Source organism: Mastigocladopsis repens PCC 10914 (assembly GCF_000315565.1).
GTDB classification, from domain to species: Bacteria; Cyanobacteriota; Cyanobacteriia; order Cyanobacteriales; family Nostocaceae; genus Mastigocladopsis; species Mastigocladopsis repens.
The window spans coordinates 1,863,748-1,883,686 of record NZ_JH992901.1; the positions used below are offsets into that span (position 1 = coordinate 1,863,748).

A 19,939-nucleotide genomic window follows, 5' to 3' on the forward strand; every position below is an offset into this window, starting at 1 on the left:
TTATTATTATTTCTCATTAGTGACTTTTGACTCCTCATGGGTGACGCGGTGGTTGTCATCCCAGCTTGGTGATTGAGTGGGAGTTTCGTCTAGTACATAGGTATCTTCTGTCGATAGCTGAAGCTGAGGTTTTGTGGAACGACCAGACCAATAAGCACCAGCCACAAAAGCGACAGCAGCTACCGCAGTTCCTCCTCCTGCTGCAACCCACCAAGGAAGTGCTGAGGTTTGAGTCGTCACTCCTGAGTGAGGAGTTGCATCTTTCTCCCCTGCTCCTGTGCTCCCATGCTCCTCTGCTTTTCCCCCACCTCGCAAGGACTGAGCATAAAGTTGAGGCGATCGCTGAGTCACTATCAAATCCCCTTCAAATAAGCCAGTCTTGACCTCAACCATGTCCCCGGAAGTTTGACCTAAGGTAAGTTCAACAGGCTGATAGGCGTTCCCATTTTGCACGTAAACCTGTTTCTTACCGTTCGCCTCAACCACAGCTGAATTAGGAATAGCTAATATAGCTGTCGATGTTTGGTCTGTCAAAACTTCTAGTTCTGCAAACATCCCTGGCTTGAGAACTCCATCGAGGTTATTTATTTCGGCTTTCACAGGAACAACCCGCGTTTCATCTTCCACCACTGACCCAACTACGGCAATTCGTCCGGTGAAGGTGCGATTAGGCACAGAAGCTACCTTCAAGTTTACTTGTTGACCCGTCTTGACCTTGCCCAAATCTTTTTCATAGATATTTGCAGTAGCATAAACTCGACTGTCGTTGGCGATCGTCATCAATTTGCCACCCGCATCCTCAAAGGATTGACCAATTGTAACTTCCCTATCAGCAACTTTCCCAGAAATCGGAGCAGTCACCGTCACCAGTCCCTTAGCATTGGCGCTGTTTCCCAGTTGTTGCAATCGAGTTTGATAAGTGGCATTACTAAGTTGAATACGTTTTTTTGCTACCTCAACTGCTGATTCAGCACGTTTGAGTTTATTTTCAGCATCAATAACGTCTCGGCGGCTCGAAGCTTTGGTGAGTTCTGCCTTAGCTTGTGCTAGTTGGGTTTGGGATTCCAAGGCATCGCGACGGGGGAGAGCGCCATTATCAGCTAACTGCCTATCTTTGTCAGACTTTTCTTGAGCAAATGCGACTTGGCTCTGGGCTTCGGCTATTTCAGCTGCGGCTATTTGCTGATATTTCTCATAGTTTTGTTGTGCTAGTTGTAAGTCAGCTTGCGCTTGCTGCAAATCAGCCTGACCTTCAGCGAGTTTTTCCTGAGAGTTCACCCGTAGTTCCACCAAGTCAGGACTGGTTACAACAGCAACTGGTTGACCTTTTTTCACGACTGCACCAGGTTCTACCAACAACTCAACCACTTTCGCCCCAGAAATTGGGGTAGTCACTTCCACTTTTTGACTAGGCAGGGTTTCAATTTGACCAGTGGTTTTAATACCAACAGCTCGCCGCTGACGTTTCACTGGCTCGATTTTAATTCCTAAACGTTTTGCGGTTTGGGCATCAACTTGAATAGAACCAGTATTTTGAGAAGCTTCACTTCCTCCTTGAAATTCGTTTCCATGTCCGCCGTGAGCTAAAACAGTTGAGGAATTAGCTAATAACAGCAGGCTTACGAGTGTACCAGAAACACAACGAATTGCTGTAAGTTGTTGGGAACGCAGAGAGTTTAGCATCGCGCTTAAAAAGTCCTTGAGTACTCGAGGAAAGAAGTTGCGATAGCGTATTTATGTTTGTAGGCGCTGAATATGCACACACCTCTTAGTCTTGCATTGAGAAATGAAATTAGGATGAAATAATGCTTACAGCGTTTTTCATATATTTGAACGTCTGAATACAGTTTCAACCTTCTCAATCTGAGCGGCTGATAAGCCGAGATCCTGCCTTAGGTCAACAGGAAAGGATTGAGCAACCAGTCATTACAGTTTTTTGAAGATGTATTTCCACTCGTAGCTAGAAAAGCATGGTAAAGGAATGCGTCATGCGCCATATTGTCGTCTATCTTGGATGTCGCAATTCATCTCACCGTTACAGGCTTCGCCTTAACGGTGAGATGAATTGCGACCAATAAAAATTGTTAAAAGTAATGAATTTGATGACCTCTGATTTCTACTCCGTGTTCTGCGAGACATTTTGCCCAACCTTCACGAGTTCCGATATCGCTTTTGTACTTGAGTAGTCCTAATTCCTGTTCTTGTTGGGTAAGTTGAGCGAATTCCTCGTAGAGTGGGTAGTCGCTTGTTACAAATGTTTCTTTACGATGGAGAATTGGCGGATTTGCCCTTTGTTCATAGTCTCGGTGAGTTATGTACAAAGTTTTTAAGTCAATCGTGATACTTGCCTTCAATGCTGGATGGGGATCAGTGTCGAATTCGGGGTAGAACAGGTAGGAGATTCGCGGTTCATCTGTACAAAACTTGATCAATGTTGCGCCATCGACACGCCCAATGGTGCGGCTAGCACAGCCTTCGTAAATTCGCAGCAAGGGATCGAGTTCTTGAAGGGCGCAAACATGAACATAAAGGGCGCTACGAGTGTGTTTGCCAATTTTACTTTTTTCACAAGCTCTTTTAACGACTTCCGGTTTCCCTAAACTGAAAAGCTTGGTATCAGCAACTTGGCAAACTTCCTCGTAGCTACCAAAAAAGGCTTTGATGTCGTGGCGCATTTCTGGTGAGAGTTTTTGCCATGCAGGGCGCTGATCGAAGTGGGTGAGGGCAAGATAAACTTGGATATCAAGAGAACGACGGTAGGCGATCGCATCCCATTCTGCTTCATCTGTAGCTTGCAAAATCACAGCAAAAGCACGGCGGAAGTTGCCAAATTCGCTGAGTAATTCCTGTTCGGTTTCCAATTCGCCTTTTACCGGAAGCCTCCCACGCTTGGTAAAAAATTCCATCAGTGGTTCCAGCTTCTCTTTGTAGTCCTCAAACCGTTTCGTAGGAATGCGTACTCTTGGCGTTGAGGTTCTGGAGAAAAAGCGTATCGCTTTAAATCCTTCTTTTTCGGCTTCATCTCGAAAAACAAAATAGATACCCAGCGCCACTGGTACCGCATCTACATTTAGGGCTTCATCAATGTATTTTTTCAGTTCTTCTTGTTCGTAATATTTCTGAAAGGTATTACGGCTAGTGACGATGCCATCGCCGTAAGCGAGTTGAGCCTTGCTAGGAGCATTTATCAGCACTTGTGCCGCAACAATTAAGACCTTGCGGGTGAGTTCCCATGCTTGGCAAAGAGCGTGGCGGCGTTCCTCCGGGTCTTCAATCACGTTCAGGACAAAGCCCAAGTTGACGACATCAGCCCGAATGGGCGGAACATCGGGGTAGTAGTATGGGTCCCAACCTGCACTGCTGTAGCCCAAGTTTGCCACTCGCTGCACATCGCCGCCATGTCCGCATCCGTAGTCAAAAAACGTGGTATCTTTATTTATAATTACCCATTCTATTGCCAATCGCACAGGTCTTGATAAGTCAGTGCGAACGATCGCGGCTCTATGGCGTTCTATTTCTACGTAGCTCTCTAACGACATAATAATATTAAGAAGAACCACAGATAAACAAGGCAGTGCGTTGGGAGCAGCGCTCTTTGGAGGGTTTCCAACGACAGTTACCTACGGCGGGAAACCCGCCTAAGCCCCAGGGCAGGCTAGGCTACGCCAACAGTACTGTCTCCTCCGCAGGCGACGGCGAGGTTCCCCCGAGCGTGCAAACTGCCGTACAGATGAACACAGATGTTTTTTATCTGTGTCCATCTGTGTCCATCTGTGGTTTATTAATTCTTATATCTTGTTCGTCGCCAGTTCTATCAAATCTTCAATCTTCTTGATATTTGGATCGCCTGCTAAATAACCAATACCGCGATGCAAGTGGAGGCGAAATTGCGTGGCGAGGGTTTCTTTGTCAGTTCCGAAGCCGTCGTTGTAGCAGCGTTGCTTGAGGGCGAGTAGCAAAATATCGGATATTTCACCGCCAAAAACGCGCCATGTCATCTCGACGTTGCTATCTTGAGGAATTGGCACGGGTGAGGGTGGGGTTGGTTCGGCTAGGGAACGACAAAATGCCCAACGGCATAGGATGTTCCATTGATCGATTTTGGTGTTGCGTCTGAGTTTGAGGAGTTGGTCTTTGGCTGTTTGGGAGAGTTTTATACGGTCGATTGGTGGTTCCATGATTTTTAGGAAAATGAACCGCAGAGGCGCAGAGAACGCAGAGGAAGAGGAGAAATAAGAGGGTTACCAGAAATAGGCTGGTTCTACAGTTGTTTGGCGGGTGGATGAGTCGTATTTGAGGAGGTATTCGCGGGCGATCGCCTCATTTTCCCGCAAGGCTTGCACTTCCTTTTGTCCGATTTCGGTGTCGGTGGAAAGGAGAATGACTTGATGGCTAGCTGATGGAAAGTAACGTTCAACTAAGTTACTGCGGTGAGAAGAGTCTAAGCGTCCTAATGGTGTATCAATTGCAACTGGTAAGCGCCTTCCGGAAACACGGGCTAATCCCCAAAGGAAGGCGATCGCGAGGAGTTGCTTCTCTCCAGCAGATAGGCGATGTTTGGGAACGGGTTTCCCCTGCAAATCATACAGTGAGAGGCTAAAGGTGTGAGTGTCGATTGCCACGCGATGCACTAAATCTGATTTGTGCAGGAGATAGCGGAAGCACTCGGTAACTTCGACTTCGAGTTTGTTGAGTTTTCTTAGGGTTAATTTTTCACGGAAAATTTTGAGGGTTTCTTGGACTTTCGTCGCAGAGTCAATAATATGTTCGTAGTTTTTGCGATCAATATTTTGCTTAGTATATTCTTGTAAGTCCTTCTTAATATTTTTTATTTCAGCCTCTAATTCATCACAGCGGCGTTTTGTTATTTCGCTGGCTGCTTTCGTTTTTGAAACTTTATTTTGTGCTGATTCTAGTGCATCAACTAATTTTTTATAAGCTTCTGGTTCTGCTGCTGTCTGTATTTGTCTTTCCAGGGTGATAATTTCTTCTTCCTTATTTTTAAGGATTCCGATTTGCTGCTTGGCGATATTCTTGTAATTTTGCAAGTAGTAGAGAATATTACCCAATTGACTCAAAGTTTCAGCGTCAGCTAATAACCAGGATTCTTCCGCTTGGAGCAAATTTGCTCGTAATGTCTCTTCATCTTGTTGTAGAAATGTTTGTATTTTTTCAAATTGTTCTTCTGAGATACCTACTTGAGTCATCCAATTGAGTAAACGTTTATCTCTCTCAAATAATATATCCCTTGCGATTTGCGCCTGTTGAATACGAAATTCTTTTTCTCCTTGGTGTTGTGCTTGACTCAGGAGAGGTTCAATCAAGGCGAGTGGTAGAACATGAGATGCTAATTCACACATTCCCTGACGTGCTTGTTCTACCTCAGCAATCTTTTCTTTATGCTGTAGTTCTAACTGATTTCGTTCTGCCGCTATTTTACCACCTTCAGAAACAAATTTATCGAACGCTTCTTGCTTGTCTTTTTCTGATTTTTGTGATTCTATATTTAATTCTTCTAACTGATGATTATTTTTTTCGTATTCTGCTTGTTGTTGACTGAGTCTTTCTTCAATTTCTTCTAGGTTTGCCAAATCTTTAGTATTAGCTATTTCCTTGCGTTTGCGGTTAGCTAAAATTTCTATATCCACTGCTAAACGTTCTGCCAATTCTAGCCCTAAAAGTCCGCGAATTGCATCAACTACAATTGGTGGTGGTATTTCCTGTTCTGCAAGTTCCTTAACCTGTTCTCCATCAAACAGAAATAAGTTAGAAATTCCCAAAGGTAGCAAATTTTCGATGTAATCGTCCCAAGTATTCACTAATTCTTCTCTTAACCAGTCATTTTGTCTAGTAATGTCTAATTCCAAAATTCCTAAATGGTCTTTACCATCTTTCGGATTTTTTTCCCAAGTTCTCACAATACGATATTTGACTAGCTTGTCATTTTCAATGTGTTCAAAAAGCAATTCAATCCGGGTTTTTTCATTTGTCGGCGCGTGGCTGTTAACACATTGGGTGAGAAAATCGCCGTAGCTAAGATTTCCACGGGTCGAACATTGGGCGCGAGATCCATAAAGCGCGAGGCGAATGGCGTCCATCAGCGTAGTTTTTCCCCCACCATTCATTCCCCCCAAAAGGATGATTGGGTGAGAATTGTCTTGATCAATTTTTGGATCAAGATTGATTATTTGTTTCCCAAAGTAGGGACCAAAGTTTTGTAGAACGAGTTCAAGAAATATCATTTTCTGGATATATTGTCTTGATAATTAATAGACTGGGCGAATAAAATTCGCGGCTACACAGGCAAAGTCCCTTCGGATTCGCAGTCGCCTACGGAGGGAGACCCTCCTGCAGCGCTGTCTCACCGCCTACGCGGACTAAATGTAGAATTTATCAGTTAGTTGGGTTCCTAGGTAGAAATGATTGATTTTTGGCTATGATGTGTAGCCTGGTTCCTGATGTAATTAGCTACGTTATCTATGGCATCATGACTAACTGTAAATGCCCCATAGCTACCTTGCCATTTGAAAAATTCACCTGGCTTTACTTCGTGAGTCATAAAATGAGAGGAACTTCCTTTAATTTGTTTGATTAGCTCAGATACGCTTAGGGTAGGTGGAAAACCTGTGAGGAGATGAACATGGTCTTCAACGCCATTAATGGCAATTACTGTACATTTTAAGTGTTCACACTCTTTAATAATTGCTGCATAAAGTAGCTTCTGAATCTCAGGTGTAATTAAGGGCAATCTATCCCAAGTGGCCCAAACATAATGTAAATACAACTGCGTAAAATGTGACCTCATATTTCTTAAACCCGCGTAGGCGGGTTTCGTTTGTGTAGCCGCGAATTTTATTCGCCTGGTTTCTATTCTGGTTTCTATTCGCTTTTTTTAAATTTAATGTTTGCCCAACCTGGCGGTTTAGCTGGTTCTACATTTTCACCAACAGCAACATCCCCCAAAGTTAATTGTTTAACTGTTGCAACATCGCCTTTATCAACAGCCTCTTTCAAATCCCTTTTCAAATGGGCATTTTTAATCGCTTCATCTTGGGAACGGGAACTTGTTTTAAAACAGTTTTCTAGTGCATCGTATATTCCCACGCGACGCGCCATCTTGCGAAACTGGCGTTCTGTGTCCAACAGTTTCGCCATCAGTTCCAAGTGCATCGCATCACCTTCACAGATTTCTTCTAGCACCGCCCATTCATCACTACCTAGCAGACTATAGCCAGCGCCAGGGCGGGGGTCGATGAAAGGTTCGCCTGTAACTTCCATATAAATGCGGGGTAAACTATCATCAAATTCGTGTTTTTCTTCTAGCCAAATGCGACGAATTTCGCTCAATTCTTCTAGGGAAATTAGGGTTATGTCGCGCATATTTTCTGGCGCTGTGCGCCGGATTTGTGTTTGCGCTTTTAAGACTCGTGTTAACCAATACTCCCGCCAATATTTTGTATAAGGACCAGGAATTGGTTCAACAGAAATTTCACCATCCACATTGCGTTCAAAAAGTTGGACATCGCCCCAAATACGACGGAAGTCTCTCTTATCGCGGTCATTTTCAATATCTAATTCCAGGCGAACATCTACCAGAGGTTGCAACCATTCTTTCTCTTCATCATTTTGAATCATTGCCTGCATGGATTTATCGCTATTAACCAATGTGCAGACCCAGCATCCAAAACGAGAACTGCCACAACTAGGAGTAGAAGTATCAACAACTAGCGGACAGTCATTATCTGCTGTTGCACCTCGATACATGGCGAATAAATCTTTATTGCTGTATCCCCAAGGGTTCTGCCATTGCATCAGATAGAGCCAAACTTCGTCAGTTCGCCAATCTTCTATAGGTGTGTAAAGGAGAGAGTTCACTAGATCGGGATGAGGACTGAGGCGATCACGCACCCTACCTACTTCGCGCTTCTTCATAATAAGAGCGCGATTGGTGCTTTCAGTTTTGCGAGTTCCCAAGATAACAATTGTTTCACCACTGGCTCGCACAACATCACGAATGAAACGGCTAGATGGTTCAATCTTCAAGCGTCCAGTACACCAGCGAAATTTATGGCGGGGTGCTGGATAACCTTTGCCAATTAAGCCCACCCAGTAGGTCTGTTTAATTTCTGGTTGCAGTAAATGAGGTTCAATTGGCATTCGTTGCTCTTGAGCAGCTACTTTCATCTGCTCTAAGGAATTGCGTACCCAAGCAGAAACATAGGGATTTTCTACCCCTGTATCTGTTGTAATGACATGGATTGGCTTAATCCGTTTTTCGGGTGGGAGTGCTGCGATCGCATTCCAAATTAACTGCAAAGTAGCTGTTGAATCTTTACCACCAGAGTATCCAACGACCCAAGGAATGGCATCCAGACAGTATAATTCTTGTACTTCAGTGGTGAGCGATTGGATATAATCGACTAACTCTGCCACAGTACGGGCTTGCTGACTTTGATTTTCTGAGTGTTGTGCTGTAGCCATTTCTCCTTCCCTGTCTAAACACGGACGTTAGTCACCCTTCTTAATACGTAGTGCATACGCCGTTCGCGTAGCGTTCCGCAGGAAAGGCGGGCACTCCGTGCCAACGCAACCCTAGTATTGTAGAACGTAAAGTTTTTAAAAACTTGTTCATATTAACCGAATTTTATAGAGAATTAATTTGTACCAAACCCCCAGTTTTTAAAAATTACCATGAAGGACAGTGCATCTGACCCAACCACTGACATCGCTAGCGAGTACTTGCAACGGGAAATCAAAGACCAACAGCTACTCGCTTTACTTCTAGAGAAGTTTCTTGGGAGGAAAGATCGCATTCTCGTTCAGAAAACCGAGATGGGTGGTACCGAGGCTTATGTTGGTTCTGTCACCCTAGAATGGTTTGCGGGTCGCGTTCACTTCGCGTCTGGCTTACCACTGCTGCAAAAAAAGTACAATCCAGAGACTGATAACATCGAAATTGACGCGGATAGCATTGATGAAATTCAACAGCGTCCCCTTGATTGGTCACGTCAAGCACCCCTAGTGCAGTATTTAGCAGCCCGGAAAAATCATAAGTTTCCGCCAGTTCTCGTGGTAATTAACCAACCGTGGGTGGATAATCCCAAAGCTGCTGAGTGGGATAGTCAGGGACGCGCCACAAAATCTACCACCGAATTCACTCCACTGGATAAAGATGATAAAGTCGGTCTGCTAAATCTTTCTGAGGAAAATGTGACCATTTATGCTTTGGATGGTCAACACCGATTAATGGGGGTGCAGGGTTTGATGGAGTTAATCAAAACTGGCAAACTCCAGCGATACAGAAAGGATAAAACTGCTTACGAAACTTTCATTACGCTGGCTGACTTGGTAGAACAATATCGTGTCGAACCAAGTTACCTGCAAAGCTTGCCCAAGGAAAAAATTGGTATTGAGTTCATTTGTGCGGTTGCGGCTGGCGAAACCCGCGAAGAAGCAAGGCGACGGGTGAGATCCATCTTTGTTCATGTTAACCTGATGGCTGCGCCCTTGAGTAAAGGTCAGTTAGCACAGCTGAATGAGGATGATGGTTTTTCGATTGTTGCTAGAAAAATCGCTGTCAACCATCCGCTTTTGGAACAACAGGAAACGCGAAAGCCTCGCGTTAATTGGAATAGTGCGACAGTTGCGGCGAACTCAACGGTTTTGACGACGCTGCAAGCTGTCAAAGAAATGTCTGAACGATACTTGGGGCAAAAGTACTCTCACTGGAAACCTTTGGATAAAGGTTTAATTCCCATGCGTCCAGAGGATGAGGAACTTGAGGAGGGGATACAGGAGTTTCACAAGTTATTCGATTGTTTAGCAAGCCTTCCAAGTTATAAGCTTCTTGAAGATGAGGGTACGCCTGCATTGCGACGGTTCAGCTTTGAAAAGGATGGGGGCGAAGGAAATATGCTTTTTCGTCCTGTTGGTCAAGTGGCTTTAGCGCAAGCTTTAGGTATTCTGGTTTTTAAGAAAGGGCTTTCGCTAGCAGACATTTTTAAGAAGCTGCAAAAGTTCGACCGTTCCGGTGGCTTTAGCGGTATGGAGTACCCGCAATCTCTCTGGTACGGTATTTTGTATGACCCAAACAAAAAGCGGGTGCAGGTTGCTGGACGGGATTTGGCGGCGAAGTTATTTATTTACATCTTGGGTGGGATTCAGGATCAGATGGAACGTGCAGAACTTCGCAAGGATTTGGCTAAAGCTAGAACTGTTGAAAATAAAACAATAGGTTTTGATGGCAAATTTGTTGAACCTAAAGCAGTAGGACTTCCATATATTCTGAACTAGCAAAACTATAGCTCAGGTTAATACAGTTTAACAAATCCGAATTAGTGAATAATATCAAATGTTGCCTTATTCCTGAAATAAATTTTGATGATGCCACTGAAGTGCTTCACTGTCTGGAAAGTATTTCTCTGAATTTGGCAGTATGAGCTTTTCACCATGAAAATCCTTCATAGGTGTAGCGTGTGGAGATTCCTCTTGTAAATCCCTGCTAATTATAATTTTGTATTGTTTATCTACAGTGAACCAACCACTATCAAATGCCCAGTGATGATTTTTGCATAGCGATATTCCGTTATTAATTCTACTGTCATAAAATTGTGAAAATGGTTTTATGTGTGCGCCGTCCACTATATTTTGACGGAAAGACTTATTTACTTTTAGACCACAAAATGCACATTTGTAATCATAAATATGTATAATAGCTTTTCTGAAAAAAGCATTTCTAATAACTGTTTTATTAAATCTCCATCTTGGATTTGTCTCTAAATTTAATGATTCTATTTCTAAGGACGAATCTTGAAAATTTTGATTTATTTGTAAAATTTCTTCAATTTCACGTTCATTGTCAGAAAAGAAAGCTGCCACAAGTGCATCAATTAATTCTTTTCTGGTAAGTTCATCTTGTAATAAACTAAATAGTTCGCTATCCAAATATGCGTATTCAACAGCTTCTTTTAGCTTGTTAGTTGTTTTAGGCTGTAAACCATTAAATTCAGGTTTAAACTGCAAGTGCCAAAAACCCTCACTTTGCAGATGGAAGAATGGATAGTGCAAACCACCTTTGTAAGACTTGGAGCCTATTAAATTCCAGTACCTTTCAAATGTTTCAATAAGTGCGTTTGAAACCATAATTTCATTATTAGTAATTATATTTCGTGCAATCAAATCAATTACAGATAAGAGCAAAAGCGGTTTGTAATGAGCGTTACCACGTTTCTGGCTGCTGCTCACATTTAGAGCAGAAAACCTTTGGCAGTAGTAGAATATATTTTTCATTTTGAATATATATATAGGCTATTTTTAAAATATTTACATTTGAGAAAAAACTATTTTTATTCACATATGATTTAAGTTAAAAATCGGCTTAAATCAAATTCATTATTTGACTTTTCTTGTTTATCTATTTCAGAAATGAGAACTAATAGAAGTCGCTCTGAATAGTCAACGGCTCCCCGCAATTCATTTTGCAATATTTCAAGACCTCCATTAGCATACTCTTCAAATATTTGAGTACGTTTATCCTCATATTCTTCTTCTCTGGAGGAGAGTATTTTGATATCATGTGTCTCATTAATTGCTAATAATTTTATTATCCAGTCATGTCCCATTGACGCAAAATTCTCTTGGGGAATTGGAGAAGGTTCTCTTTTCACGGTTTCTCCTAAAGGAACACGCTTTTTATATTTCACGCCCAATGCTGCCGCAAATACCATTGCATCAACATAAGTTTGAAAAGGTCCAGTTGTCTCTTTTGATGCTACTAAAGCTTTCACCAACTCAGCCTTATCTTTAGCAATTTTGATTCTGTTTGCAGCCATCTTACTTAAATCTACTTTGTGACAATCTTAACTCGGAGATAGAGCGATCGCACTCCAGAACGCACTATTTGATACTAAGCGACAAGCGATCGCCCTCTCTTCCCTCTGCGTCCTTGGCGTCTTGGCGGTTCATTTCTCCTACCTCGCAAACTGAACATCTTCGTAAACAAGGGATATGGGAAAGTGAAAATCAACACTGGTTAAGTGAACTTCATCCCCATCCTCGTAGGGATGTAACTCCCAGAAACCTGTATTATTCAGCCGAAAGCACTCCACACTGATTTTTTCAGCATCGATGAGAACGTATTCTTTCAAAGTTTGGATGCGACGGTACTGGTAAAATTTACCGCCTCTATCGTAGGCTTCTGTACCAGGCGAAAGGACTTCGACAATTAGACAAGGATACTGAATGAATTTAATAGCTTGTCTATCTCGTTGATCACAACTCACCACAACATCTGGGTAATGAAATGGTCCCTTTTCAGATACGCCTACTTTCGCGTCCGCCATATTGACACGACAGCCACTACCCCGGAGGTAGCTTTTTAATGCTGTAGCCAGATTTAGGGCTATATCATTATGGGGAATAGTACCCCCAGTCATGGCAAAGACTTCGCCGTTGACGTACTCATATTTGGTGTCTTGGCGTTCTTCCCATTCCAGGTACTCCTGGGGTGTCATGTATTTTCTGTCTGGACTCGCAACCATAACCCTACCCCTCGCGGTTCACCTCAACAATCTCCGTATACTCAAACTCATTTGGACTTTGCCTAACCAAAGGATACCGTTCCCCACCCAACTGAATATAATCCTGTTCACAATCAGGCTTAGAAGAATAGTAAGTCAGCACATATTCCCTACCAATTCTTTGTGCCATCTCTTCTTCTACTTCACCCCGCCACTGCGTTTTACTCACCAACACAATCAACTGATTTGCCAATTTAGGAATAGTCTTTGCAATTTGTCGCCGAGAAATTTCATCTAAACTGCCAAAGGGTGAATCCATGACAATCGGGAAAGTACTACTATCAGGAACCAGCAACATTTTTTTCTTTTCACTCCATTCCCGTACCATATCGATAATGCTGGCAATAAAAGATAAACTGAGAATTTGATTCTCTCCTGTAGAAGCTGCAACTGGCATTTCTAAACCAGCAGTATTTTCTACCAACGTCAGTTCATATTTATCGCTGATTTTGGGAATATATGGTGTAAATGAAATTTCGCTGAATATTTCTTGTACCCGCTTTTCTAGTTGCCAACGAAACTGCTTTTCTTGACGGTTTCTGACTTCCGTGAAACGTTCAATTGCATCTTGAGTAGCGGCTATGCGTCGCTGCGCCAGTGCTTGCCTTTCCTCATTCAGTTTTTGCTTGGCGATTTGTTTTCTCAAAACTTCCAACTCAGTTTTAAGGTTAGCAATTTGCTGCTGATTGGCACCCTGTTCTAATATTAAATCTCTTATTTTCTCTTCAATCTCATCTAACCGCTTTTGTAAACTGCTAATTTCTTCATTGGCATCTTTCCGTAACCGTTCTTGAATATTATCTAAATCACCTTCAATTTGCGAGATAGTTTGCCTTAACTGATTAATCCTTGCTTGTTCTCTGTCAACTTCTTCCCAAAAGCTGACTGCTTGCTTGTCAATTTCATCGACTTGAGCGCTCATGCGGATAGCTGTTTCTTCCACCACAGAAGAACCCGCTTTATCCAATAATTGTCTTACATTCTCATGCGAGTGACTTCCTTCGCATAAGTCTGCACCACAAATACAACGTTGAGAGTCAAGTAATTCATTCACAAATTCCCGCGAAATTCCAGAGGTTAACTCGCCTCGCTGCTTCAACTCATTCACGATTTCCCGAAATTGGGCTGTCGTTTCTGTTAGCAACACAGTGTAACCGCGTGCAGAAATCGCTTTTTTTATGGCTTCCTTACTTTCTCTCAGGTTTTCCTGATTTGATGCTTTTTGTTTTTCTAACTCTTGCCGTCTTTCTTGCAATTCCTTGGCAGCACTGAGTTCTCTTAAAAGGTTGCTTGTCTCTTTTTTAAAAGTTTCTTGATATTCCGACTCTTGTTTAATTTCTGTTTGTCGCTTGCTGATTCGCTCAATTTCCTGTTCTAGATTGTCCTGCTGTTTCAAAAGCTGTTTAATTTCTGAATCACCAATTGCCTTTAACTCATTTTCCAAACTTTTTTTAGCTTCCTTGAGGTGAGTGATGGAACGGTTAATGACTTCCACACCTAAGAAAATCTTCGTGGCTTCAGCAATTTCCGCTTTCTTATCAGAACGGACTATCTCTTCAATGCGCTCGCCGTCAAAGAAGAAATATTGATGTAAACTAACAGGTAAAATTTGCGCTATCACGTCCTCTGGTTGCTGAGGTGGAAAATACCAGCGTCCATCATCTCCAGCTACCTGCATACGCAATTCTGTTTTGGTAACGTTGACGTCGGTTTCATTTTTATAAACCCGACACACGCGTTTCACGTTGTAGCGTTTGCCTTCATGTTCCCACTCCAACTCTACCCAACATTCTACAGCTTGCCCTGGTTTTGCTTCGGCGATCGCCCGCTTATTCACCAACTGTTCAACTGATGCAAAAGCTGCACTAAATTTCTCATACAGCACCCAAGTAAACGCATTCAAGAGACTGGTTTTTCCCGAACCATTATTGCCGTGAATTATCGTTGTGTTGCGAGTTTCTCCTCCCGCAAGAATTATTTCCGGCGTCTTGCCATAAAAAGAGCGAAAGTTGCAAAGCTTAATTGAAGTCAGCTTCATCGCACCGCTTCCTTCACAATCGCCAGAATATCATCATTAATATGGCTGTTAATTTTCTTATCTAGTCGGCTTTTTTCTAATTGCCATACGCGATCAATAATTTGCCGCACTTCTGGCGGAGCACTGGTAATTGGCTCTTGAACATAATCAATATTGGTTTCCTTTGTCATCTTGCTTTTTAAATATTTTTTTTGATTTTCATATTATATGGTTTCACAATCATCAGTACACACACTGGTGATAAGATTTCATCAAAATTTGAAAATATCATAAAACTTTGATGAACTGATGGTAATATTATTTCGTATGAAATCCGATTGAATAGTGTCCTTGTGAGCCTTCGGGTAGCGTGCCGCAGGCATAGCAAAACAATCGCAGGTATGTGGCATTGCTTCACTTCACTTCGTTTCGTTTGCAACAACATACAATAGATTTCTTGCAAAAATCGAGTTTTAAGGTATTTAGAACCACAGATGCACACCGATAAACACAGATAAGTCATCTGTGTGCATCTGTGTGTATCTGTGGTTCCATTTTCATCAAATTAACTAAAGTTTTTCTTGGTGTCTTTGCCTAATACTCACAAATCAAATATCCAGTAATCCGTATCGCTTCTGTAAGTTCAATAACTTCATCCTAGCTTCACCAGCATTATCAGCTAAATCAGCAAACTCAACAAATCTCAGTAATTCCTTTCGCAGTAAATTGCGCTCAACTTCTAAAGTTTTCCTGTCTAAATCGGGTGGCAAAACAATCATGTCAAATATCGTTGCACGTTCCTTTGTTGGGTGAGGACGCAAAACTCTTCCACGCCGTTGAATGAACTGGCGGGGATTAGCAGAACTTGCCAAAATTACAGCCGTCTGAATTGCTGGAATATCTACCCCTTCATCTAAACAGCGAATTGCTACTAAACCTTGCAATTCTCCGCTTTCAAATTGACGACGCAAAACTTCTCTTTCTTCTAAAGATGTTTGGGCAGTGTAGGTGCTTACCTTGTAACCTAGTTCTACTCCCAAAATTTTGGCGACGGCTTTTAGTTGGTGCAAGCTAGAAGGCTGTTCCACGTCTTGTGAACCGTCACTACAATAGAAAAGTGTATGAGTTGTTTCTCGACGAGTTGACATTAACTCACGTAAAGCATTTAACTTATTTTCTGCGGCACCGATTAACCTCGCCCTCTGCATTAATAACGCCTTTAAATCTTCGTTATCTTCGATGTTTCCCAATTCAACATTTTCTCGTTCCCGATACAGCAGCGCCCGTCCAATTTTTTGCGTTAATTTAGCATAAGCACGACTTTCTATTTCTGTTAATTCTACTAAGATGGGATAATAAAGATAATGTACTAAAGCACCTTGATTAATAGCATCTCTTAAAGTAAATTCTGGTTGGAGAACAGGACCAAAATAATCAAATAAAGATTGGGTTCCGCCTTCATCAAAATACCTTTCTGGCGTAGCAGATAAAGCGAGTCGCAACCCAACACGACGTGGTAAACTTTCTTCTAACTTGGGTGCGCCTAAGTTATGTGCCTCGTCTCCAATAATTAAAGTTTTTTCCGGAAAATACTTAAGTTGAGATTGGAAGCCATCTCCAATTAAGGTAGAGTTGCTAGTAATAACCGTGAGAAAACGTTGAGAACCAGAACGTACATTATAAAGTTGTGTGGAAAGTTGGCTCTGCCAATTGCGTACGTTTTCAAAAGCTAAGATAGGCTGCAAATTAAATTTTTCACATTCTCGCGCCCATTGAGTGACGAGATGTCGGTAAGGACAAACTACCAGTAAGACTTGCAAGTTTATTTGCTTGTATAATTCGCTGGTAATAGCCAGCGCGGTAATTGTCTTCCCACTACCAGTTGCCATTTTCAGGGTACCTCTGCCGTTGTTGCCAAACCAGTTATTAACGGCTTGTCGCTGATATCCCCGCAATTGCAGAGATGGTGGCATTCTAGGGCATCCTGGTAATGGTTGTGTCTGATAAGCGCCCCTACTTTCGCCTACAAAAGGTAATCTTAGTTTGAATGTGGGTGGTTGCTTAACTTGGTTTCGTAGCAAATACATACAAAGGCAATAACGTCCGAGGAGTGGTGAGTGGGGAGTGGGAATTGTTAGTAGTTAGTTGTTAGTAGTTAGTTGTTGGTTGTAGAGACGCGCCATGGCGCGTCTCTACATTTGTGAGTTGTTGTTTCACTATCCACTACCTCTTCCCTACTCCCCATTCCCCATTCCCTATTTATCAGTTGTAATTACGCCAAATAGCGACAAGGGAACCTTGCACCTGCACCTGCAAAGCTTCCACTTCTATGGGATTATATTTAGGGTTTGCAGGTTTGAGGGTGACGCGATCGCCTAATCGATAAAACCGCTTCAATGTATTACCAATACCATCCACTCTAGCGGCGACGATAGTACCATTTCTTATCTGATCTGGTTCTGGTACTGGGCGCAGAAATACTAAATCTCCGTCCACAATAGAATCTTCAATCATGCTATCACCAGTCACCCGCAAAGCATATGTTTGGGGAGGTAACGACAGATTTGCTAAGTCTATATTTTCTACAGCTTCCGTGAAGGGTTCTATTAATCCACCAGCGGCGATCGTACCTAAAACTGGTACACCTTGCTTTAAAGGTCGCAGAACTCTAATTGTCCGTGCCTTGCCTTCACTCCATTCAATATACCCTTTAGTACGTAAATGTTCCAAACGACTTTGAATTGGTGCAGGCGATTTTAAATTCATAGCCTGCATCATTTGTCGAATAGAAGGCGAATGCTGGTGTACTCGTATGTATTCTGCCAACCATTCGTAAAGTTCTCTTTGAGCTTCTGTTAAACGTTCCATAAATTTGTAGGGAAGTAAATACAAATGTTCATAGAACATTAGTACTACAAAAAACCTCCCAATGCACTATATATTTTGAGTATTTTCGATTTTTAATTTAATAAATTTAGAAAAAAGGAGTGAGGAGTGACGAGTAAATACTTAGCGACTTATAATTGACAACTCATAACTTAAACTTCCTCTGCCCCTAAAATACTTGCAAGTAAAGCTTTTTGGGCGTGCATCCGATTTTCTGCCTGATCCCAAATGCGTGAGTGAGAACCTTCCATAACCTCGTCGGTAATTTCTTCACCACGATGTGCTGGTAAACAGTGTAAAACAATTGTCTCTGGGTCAGCAAGGCTTATCAGCTGTTCATTGACTTGATAAGGTTGGAAAATTGGCATTCTGTCGTCTGCTTCTGATTCTTGCCCCATACTTGCCCAAACATCAGTATAAATGACATTGGTACCCTTTGTTGCGACTTCGGGGTCATGAGTTAAGAGGACTTCGGTTTTATCGCCTGCAATGGAACGTGCTGTTTCTATAATTGCTGCATTTGCTTCAAATCCACTAGGTGTAGCAATTCTCACATTCATTCCCACCAAAGCACAGCCTAACAACAGGGAATTAGCAACATTATTCCCATCCCCTACATAAGTTAAAGTCAAGCCAGAAAAAGAGCCAAAGCATTCTTGAACAGTCATTAAATCAGCCAGTACCTGACAAGGATGCTCTAAATCAGTGAGAGCATTAATGACGGGAATCTTGGCATAGTTGGCAAAAATTTCCAATTCCTGCTGGGCAAAGGTACGAATAGCCAAAACATCTAGGTATCTATCCAGAACCCTCGCTGTATCCTGCAATGGTTCCCCACGACTCACTTGAGTAACATTGGGATTGAGGTCAATCACCTGTCCACCCAGTTGGTACATTGCTACAGTAAAACTCACTCGTGTCCGAGTGGAAGCCTTGGAGAACAACAGCCCTAACACTTTATGACACCGCAACCTCAGTTTTTGTGATTTTAGCTGTGATGCCATTTGCAGAAGTTCTAGAACTTCTGTTGGACTGAGGTCCGCCAGACTTAATAAATCTCGTCCGCTCAACTCTGCCATGCTTGTTGTGCAAAGAACACTTTTGTTTTTCTGTTCGGTGTACCCAAAGGTGGCTTTGGTCTATGATTTAGTTTATCAATATCAGCAGTGAAAAAAGTCAGGAATTTGTTGTAATTTCATTACACTTGGAACGCGTGATCTGACAAACACCAGGTCTTTGCAGCGCTATTGGGCGGATATAACACTTTGCACTTAATGTTGTAAATTAGCTTGCTTATGGTAGAATTATAAATTAGTGCGAAGCTAAAAAACGATAAGGAAATCCTTATCGTAGAAAAGTGAAGTATGCCAGCATAGCACAGTGGTAGTGCATCCGACTTGTAATCGGAAGGTCGTCGGTTCAAATCCGACTGCTGGCTTTTTGTATATGTGGCGTTTAGGGAATAGGCACTGCCCGTAGTAACCGCTCCATCACAGTTCTTGCCCTTCGACCTCCTGTTGGAATGAGGCGATGGCAAAGAACATGAGGAGCAAGAAATTTGACATCATCAGGAATGGCGTAATCACGCCCTATAAGAAAAGCTAGAGCTTGACTTGCCCGTTGTAATGCTACGGTGCCGCGAGGACTAACGCCAAGAGTGATTTCTTCATCATGCCGTGTTGCCCGTACCAAGTCGAGTATGTACTGTTGCAACGATGTATTTACTTTTACCTTGGCGCAGATTTGGCGCAATTCCTGTACTTCTGCCAAAGTAATGCAGGGCTGTAAATCAGATGCCAACAAACCTGATTTCTCAAAGAAACGGGGTTTTTGGTGGCGTTGCAGCATCTGGAGTTCTTCAGCTTCAGTGGGGTAGCCCAAGCTCAATGACAACATGAATCGATCCATCTGCGCCTCTGGCAGGGGAAAGGTGCCTTGGTACTCAACGGGGTTTTGAGTAGCAATCACAAAGAAGGGCGTGGGAACAGTACGAGAGACGCCATCTACTGTAACCTGCTGCTCTTCCATAACTTCCAGCAAAGCCGACTGAGTCCGGGGTGTAGCACGGTTGATTTCGTCTGCTAGCACAACGTTGGCAAAGACCGGACCTGGGAGAAAGTTAAATTCACCGCTTTTGGGGTTCCAAATGTTGGTACCAGTGATGTCAGTTGGCAGTAAATCAGGGGTGCATTGTAGCCGTTGAAACTTTCCATCAATGGAACGAGCCAAAGATTTAGCAAGGAGAGTTTTGCCAACCCCAGGAACATCTTCTAGTAAAGCATGACCGCCAGCTAGCACTGCGACTAGCACTAAGCGTATTGCCTCGCTTTTGCCAACAATGGTAAGACCCAGGTTTTGTGTCAGAGTGTCAATTTTTTCTCTCATGCACTCATTAATTAGGGGAAAGGGAATAGGGAATAGGGAATAGCTTTTCCCTTAGACATTCCCCATTCCCTTA

General features: G+C 42.6%; 16 protein-coding genes and 1 tRNA gene. 2 read left to right on the top strand and 15 right to left on the bottom strand.

Annotated elements, in window-relative coordinates; all coding sequences use genetic code 11:
- Positions 1–6: 6 nt before the first annotated feature.
- From MAS10914_RS0110385 to dndC, 6 genes are all read right to left on the bottom strand, one after another.
- Positions 7–1,683 carry an efflux RND transporter periplasmic adaptor subunit gene (locus tag MAS10914_RS0110385; RefSeq protein ID WP_017315870.1) on the bottom strand — a complete coding sequence of 559 codons (1,677 nt, stop codon included), beginning with the start codon at positions 1,681–1,683 and terminating at the stop codon, positions 7–9.
- 401 nt (positions 1,684–2,084) lie between these two features.
- Entirely contained in the window at positions 2,085–3,539 is a 1,455-nt protein-coding gene (locus tag MAS10914_RS0110390; protein WP_017315871.1) for a DNA phosphorothioation-associated putative methyltransferase, read from the bottom strand.
- A 249-nt stretch (positions 3,540–3,788) separates the two neighbouring features.
- A complete protein-coding gene (dndE, locus tag MAS10914_RS0110395; protein WP_017315872.1) occupies positions 3,789–4,178 on the bottom strand; it encodes a DNA sulfur modification protein DndE in 390 nt (129 codons plus the stop codon).
- Between the two features lie 63 nt (positions 4,179–4,241).
- Complete coding sequence (gene dndD, locus MAS10914_RS0110400) at positions 4,242–6,242, bottom strand: DNA sulfur modification protein DndD (protein WP_017315873.1); 2,001 nt, start codon at positions 6,240–6,242, stop codon at positions 4,242–4,244.
- Positions 6,243–6,409: 167 nt separating this feature from the next.
- Positions 6,410–6,805 carry an IS200/IS605 family transposase gene (tnpA, locus tag MAS10914_RS0110405; protein ID WP_017315874.1) on the bottom strand — a complete coding sequence of 132 codons (396 nt, stop codon included), beginning with the start codon at positions 6,803–6,805 and terminating at the stop codon, positions 6,410–6,412.
- 74 nt (positions 6,806–6,879) lie between these two features.
- Positions 6,880–8,481 (bottom strand): DNA phosphorothioation system sulfurtransferase DndC, encoded by a 1,602-nt coding sequence (gene dndC / locus MAS10914_RS0110410; protein WP_017315875.1) that lies wholly within the window; start codon positions 8,479–8,481, stop codon positions 6,880–6,882.
- A 210-nt stretch (positions 8,482–8,691) separates the two neighbouring features.
- Here dndC and MAS10914_RS0110415 point away from each other — a divergent pair, with 210 nt between their 5' ends.
- Positions 8,692–10,293 (top strand): DGQHR domain-containing protein, encoded by a 1,602-nt coding sequence (locus tag MAS10914_RS0110415; RefSeq protein ID WP_017315876.1) that lies wholly within the window; start codon positions 8,692–8,694, stop codon positions 10,291–10,293.
- Positions 10,294–10,359: 66 nt separating this feature from the next.
- On the opposite strand, the gene MAS10914_RS0110420 is transcribed toward MAS10914_RS0110415, so the two are convergent.
- The 8 genes from MAS10914_RS0110420 to argF form a co-directional block, all read right to left on the bottom strand.
- Positions 10,360–11,289, bottom strand: coding sequence for an HNH endonuclease (locus MAS10914_RS0110420; RefSeq protein ID WP_017315877.1), 930 nt, complete (start codon positions 11,287–11,289; stop codon positions 10,360–10,362).
- A gap of 71 nt (positions 11,290–11,360) precedes the next feature.
- Positions 11,361–11,831 carry a DNA phosphorothioation-associated protein 4 gene (locus tag MAS10914_RS0110425; RefSeq protein ID WP_017315878.1) on the bottom strand — a complete coding sequence of 157 codons (471 nt, stop codon included), beginning with the start codon at positions 11,829–11,831 and terminating at the stop codon, positions 11,361–11,363.
- A gap of 138 nt (positions 11,832–11,969) precedes the next feature.
- Positions 11,970–12,539: a Uma2 family endonuclease gene (locus tag MAS10914_RS0110430; protein WP_017315879.1), complete on the bottom strand. Its 570-nt coding sequence runs from the start codon at positions 12,537–12,539 to the stop codon at positions 11,970–11,972.
- Positions 12,540–12,543: 4 nt separating this feature from the next.
- The gene (locus MAS10914_RS0110435; RefSeq protein ID WP_017315880.1) at positions 12,544–14,616 is read right to left on the bottom strand and encodes an AAA family ATPase; all 2,073 of its coding nucleotides are present in this window, start codon (positions 14,614–14,616) and stop codon (positions 12,544–12,546) included.
- On the bottom strand, positions 14,613–14,786 hold the full coding sequence (locus MAS10914_RS34910; RefSeq protein WP_017315881.1) for a hypothetical protein: 174 nt from the start codon (positions 14,784–14,786) through the stop codon (positions 14,613–14,615). The genes MAS10914_RS0110435 and MAS10914_RS34910 overlap by 4 nt, the downstream gene beginning before the upstream one ends.
- A gap of 417 nt (positions 14,787–15,203) precedes the next feature.
- Entirely contained in the window at positions 15,204–16,682 is a 1,479-nt protein-coding gene (locus MAS10914_RS0110445) for a DNA phosphorothioation system restriction enzyme (RefSeq protein WP_026082465.1), read from the bottom strand.
- A gap of 175 nt (positions 16,683–16,857) precedes the next feature.
- Positions 16,858–17,463, bottom strand: coding sequence for a transcriptional repressor LexA (gene lexA / locus MAS10914_RS0110450; protein WP_026082466.1), 606 nt, complete (start codon positions 17,461–17,463; stop codon positions 16,858–16,860).
- Between the two features lie 170 nt (positions 17,464–17,633).
- A complete protein-coding gene (gene argF, locus MAS10914_RS0110455) occupies positions 17,634–18,560 on the bottom strand; it encodes an ornithine carbamoyltransferase (protein ID WP_017315884.1) in 927 nt (308 codons plus the stop codon).
- A 287-nt stretch (positions 18,561–18,847) separates the two neighbouring features.
- Between argF and MAS10914_RS0110460 the strand changes: the two genes are divergently transcribed.
- Positions 18,848–18,919: transfer RNA gene (locus tag MAS10914_RS0110460), tRNA-Thr, on the top strand.
- A 17-nt stretch (positions 18,920–18,936) separates the two neighbouring features.
- On the opposite strand, the gene MAS10914_RS0110465 is transcribed toward MAS10914_RS0110460, so the two are convergent.
- The gene (locus MAS10914_RS0110465) at positions 18,937–19,866 is read right to left on the bottom strand and encodes an AAA family ATPase (protein WP_017315885.1); all 930 of its coding nucleotides are present in this window, start codon (positions 19,864–19,866) and stop codon (positions 18,937–18,939) included.
- Positions 19,867–19,939: the final 73 nt, after the last annotated feature.

What these genes read in the sequence shown, in the direction of transcription:
- MAS10914_RS0110385 (WP_017315870.1), bottom strand. Translation starts at nt 1,683, where the DNA reads ATGCTAAACTCTCTGCGTTCCCAACAACTTACAGCAATTCGTTGTGTT.
- MAS10914_RS0110390 (WP_017315871.1), bottom strand. Translation starts at nt 3,539, where the DNA reads ATGTCGTTAGAGAGCTACGTAGAAATAGAACGCCATAGAGCCGCGATC.
- dndE (WP_017315872.1), bottom strand. Translation starts at nt 4,178, where the DNA reads ATGGAACCACCAATCGACCGTATAAAACTCTCCCAAACAGCCAAAGAC.
- dndD (WP_017315873.1), bottom strand. Translation starts at nt 6,242, where the DNA reads ATGATATTTCTTGAACTCGTTCTACAAAACTTTGGTCCCTACTTTGGG.
- tnpA (WP_017315874.1), bottom strand. Translation starts at nt 6,805, where the DNA reads ATGAGGTCACATTTTACGCAGTTGTATTTACATTATGTTTGGGCCACT.
- dndC (WP_017315875.1), bottom strand. Translation starts at nt 8,481, where the DNA reads ATGGCTACAGCACAACACTCAGAAAATCAAAGTCAGCAAGCCCGTACT.
- MAS10914_RS0110415 (WP_017315876.1), top strand. Translation starts at nt 8,692, where the DNA reads ATGAAGGACAGTGCATCTGACCCAACCACTGACATCGCTAGCGAGTAC.
- MAS10914_RS0110420 (WP_017315877.1), bottom strand. Translation starts at nt 11,289, where the DNA reads ATGAAAAATATATTCTACTACTGCCAAAGGTTTTCTGCTCTAAATGTG.
- MAS10914_RS0110425 (WP_017315878.1), bottom strand. Translation starts at nt 11,831, where the DNA reads ATGGCTGCAAACAGAATCAAAATTGCTAAAGATAAGGCTGAGTTGGTG.
- MAS10914_RS0110430 (WP_017315879.1), bottom strand. Translation starts at nt 12,539, where the DNA reads ATGGTTGCGAGTCCAGACAGAAAATACATGACACCCCAGGAGTACCTG.
- MAS10914_RS0110435 (WP_017315880.1), bottom strand. Translation starts at nt 14,616, where the DNA reads ATGAAGCTGACTTCAATTAAGCTTTGCAACTTTCGCTCTTTTTATGGC.
- MAS10914_RS34910 (WP_017315881.1), bottom strand. Translation starts at nt 14,786, where the DNA reads ATGACAAAGGAAACCAATATTGATTATGTTCAAGAGCCAATTACCAGT.
- MAS10914_RS0110445 (WP_026082465.1), bottom strand. Translation starts at nt 16,682, where the DNA reads ATGTATTTGCTACGAAACCAAGTTAAGCAACCACCCACATTCAAACTA.
- lexA (WP_026082466.1), bottom strand. Translation starts at nt 17,463, where the DNA reads ATGGAACGTTTAACAGAAGCTCAAAGAGAACTTTACGAATGGTTGGCA.
- argF (WP_017315884.1), bottom strand. Translation starts at nt 18,560, where the DNA reads ATGGCAGAGTTGAGCGGACGAGATTTATTAAGTCTGGCGGACCTCAGT.
- MAS10914_RS0110465 (WP_017315885.1), bottom strand. Translation starts at nt 19,866, where the DNA reads ATGAGAGAAAAAATTGACACTCTGACACAAAACCTGGGTCTTACCATT.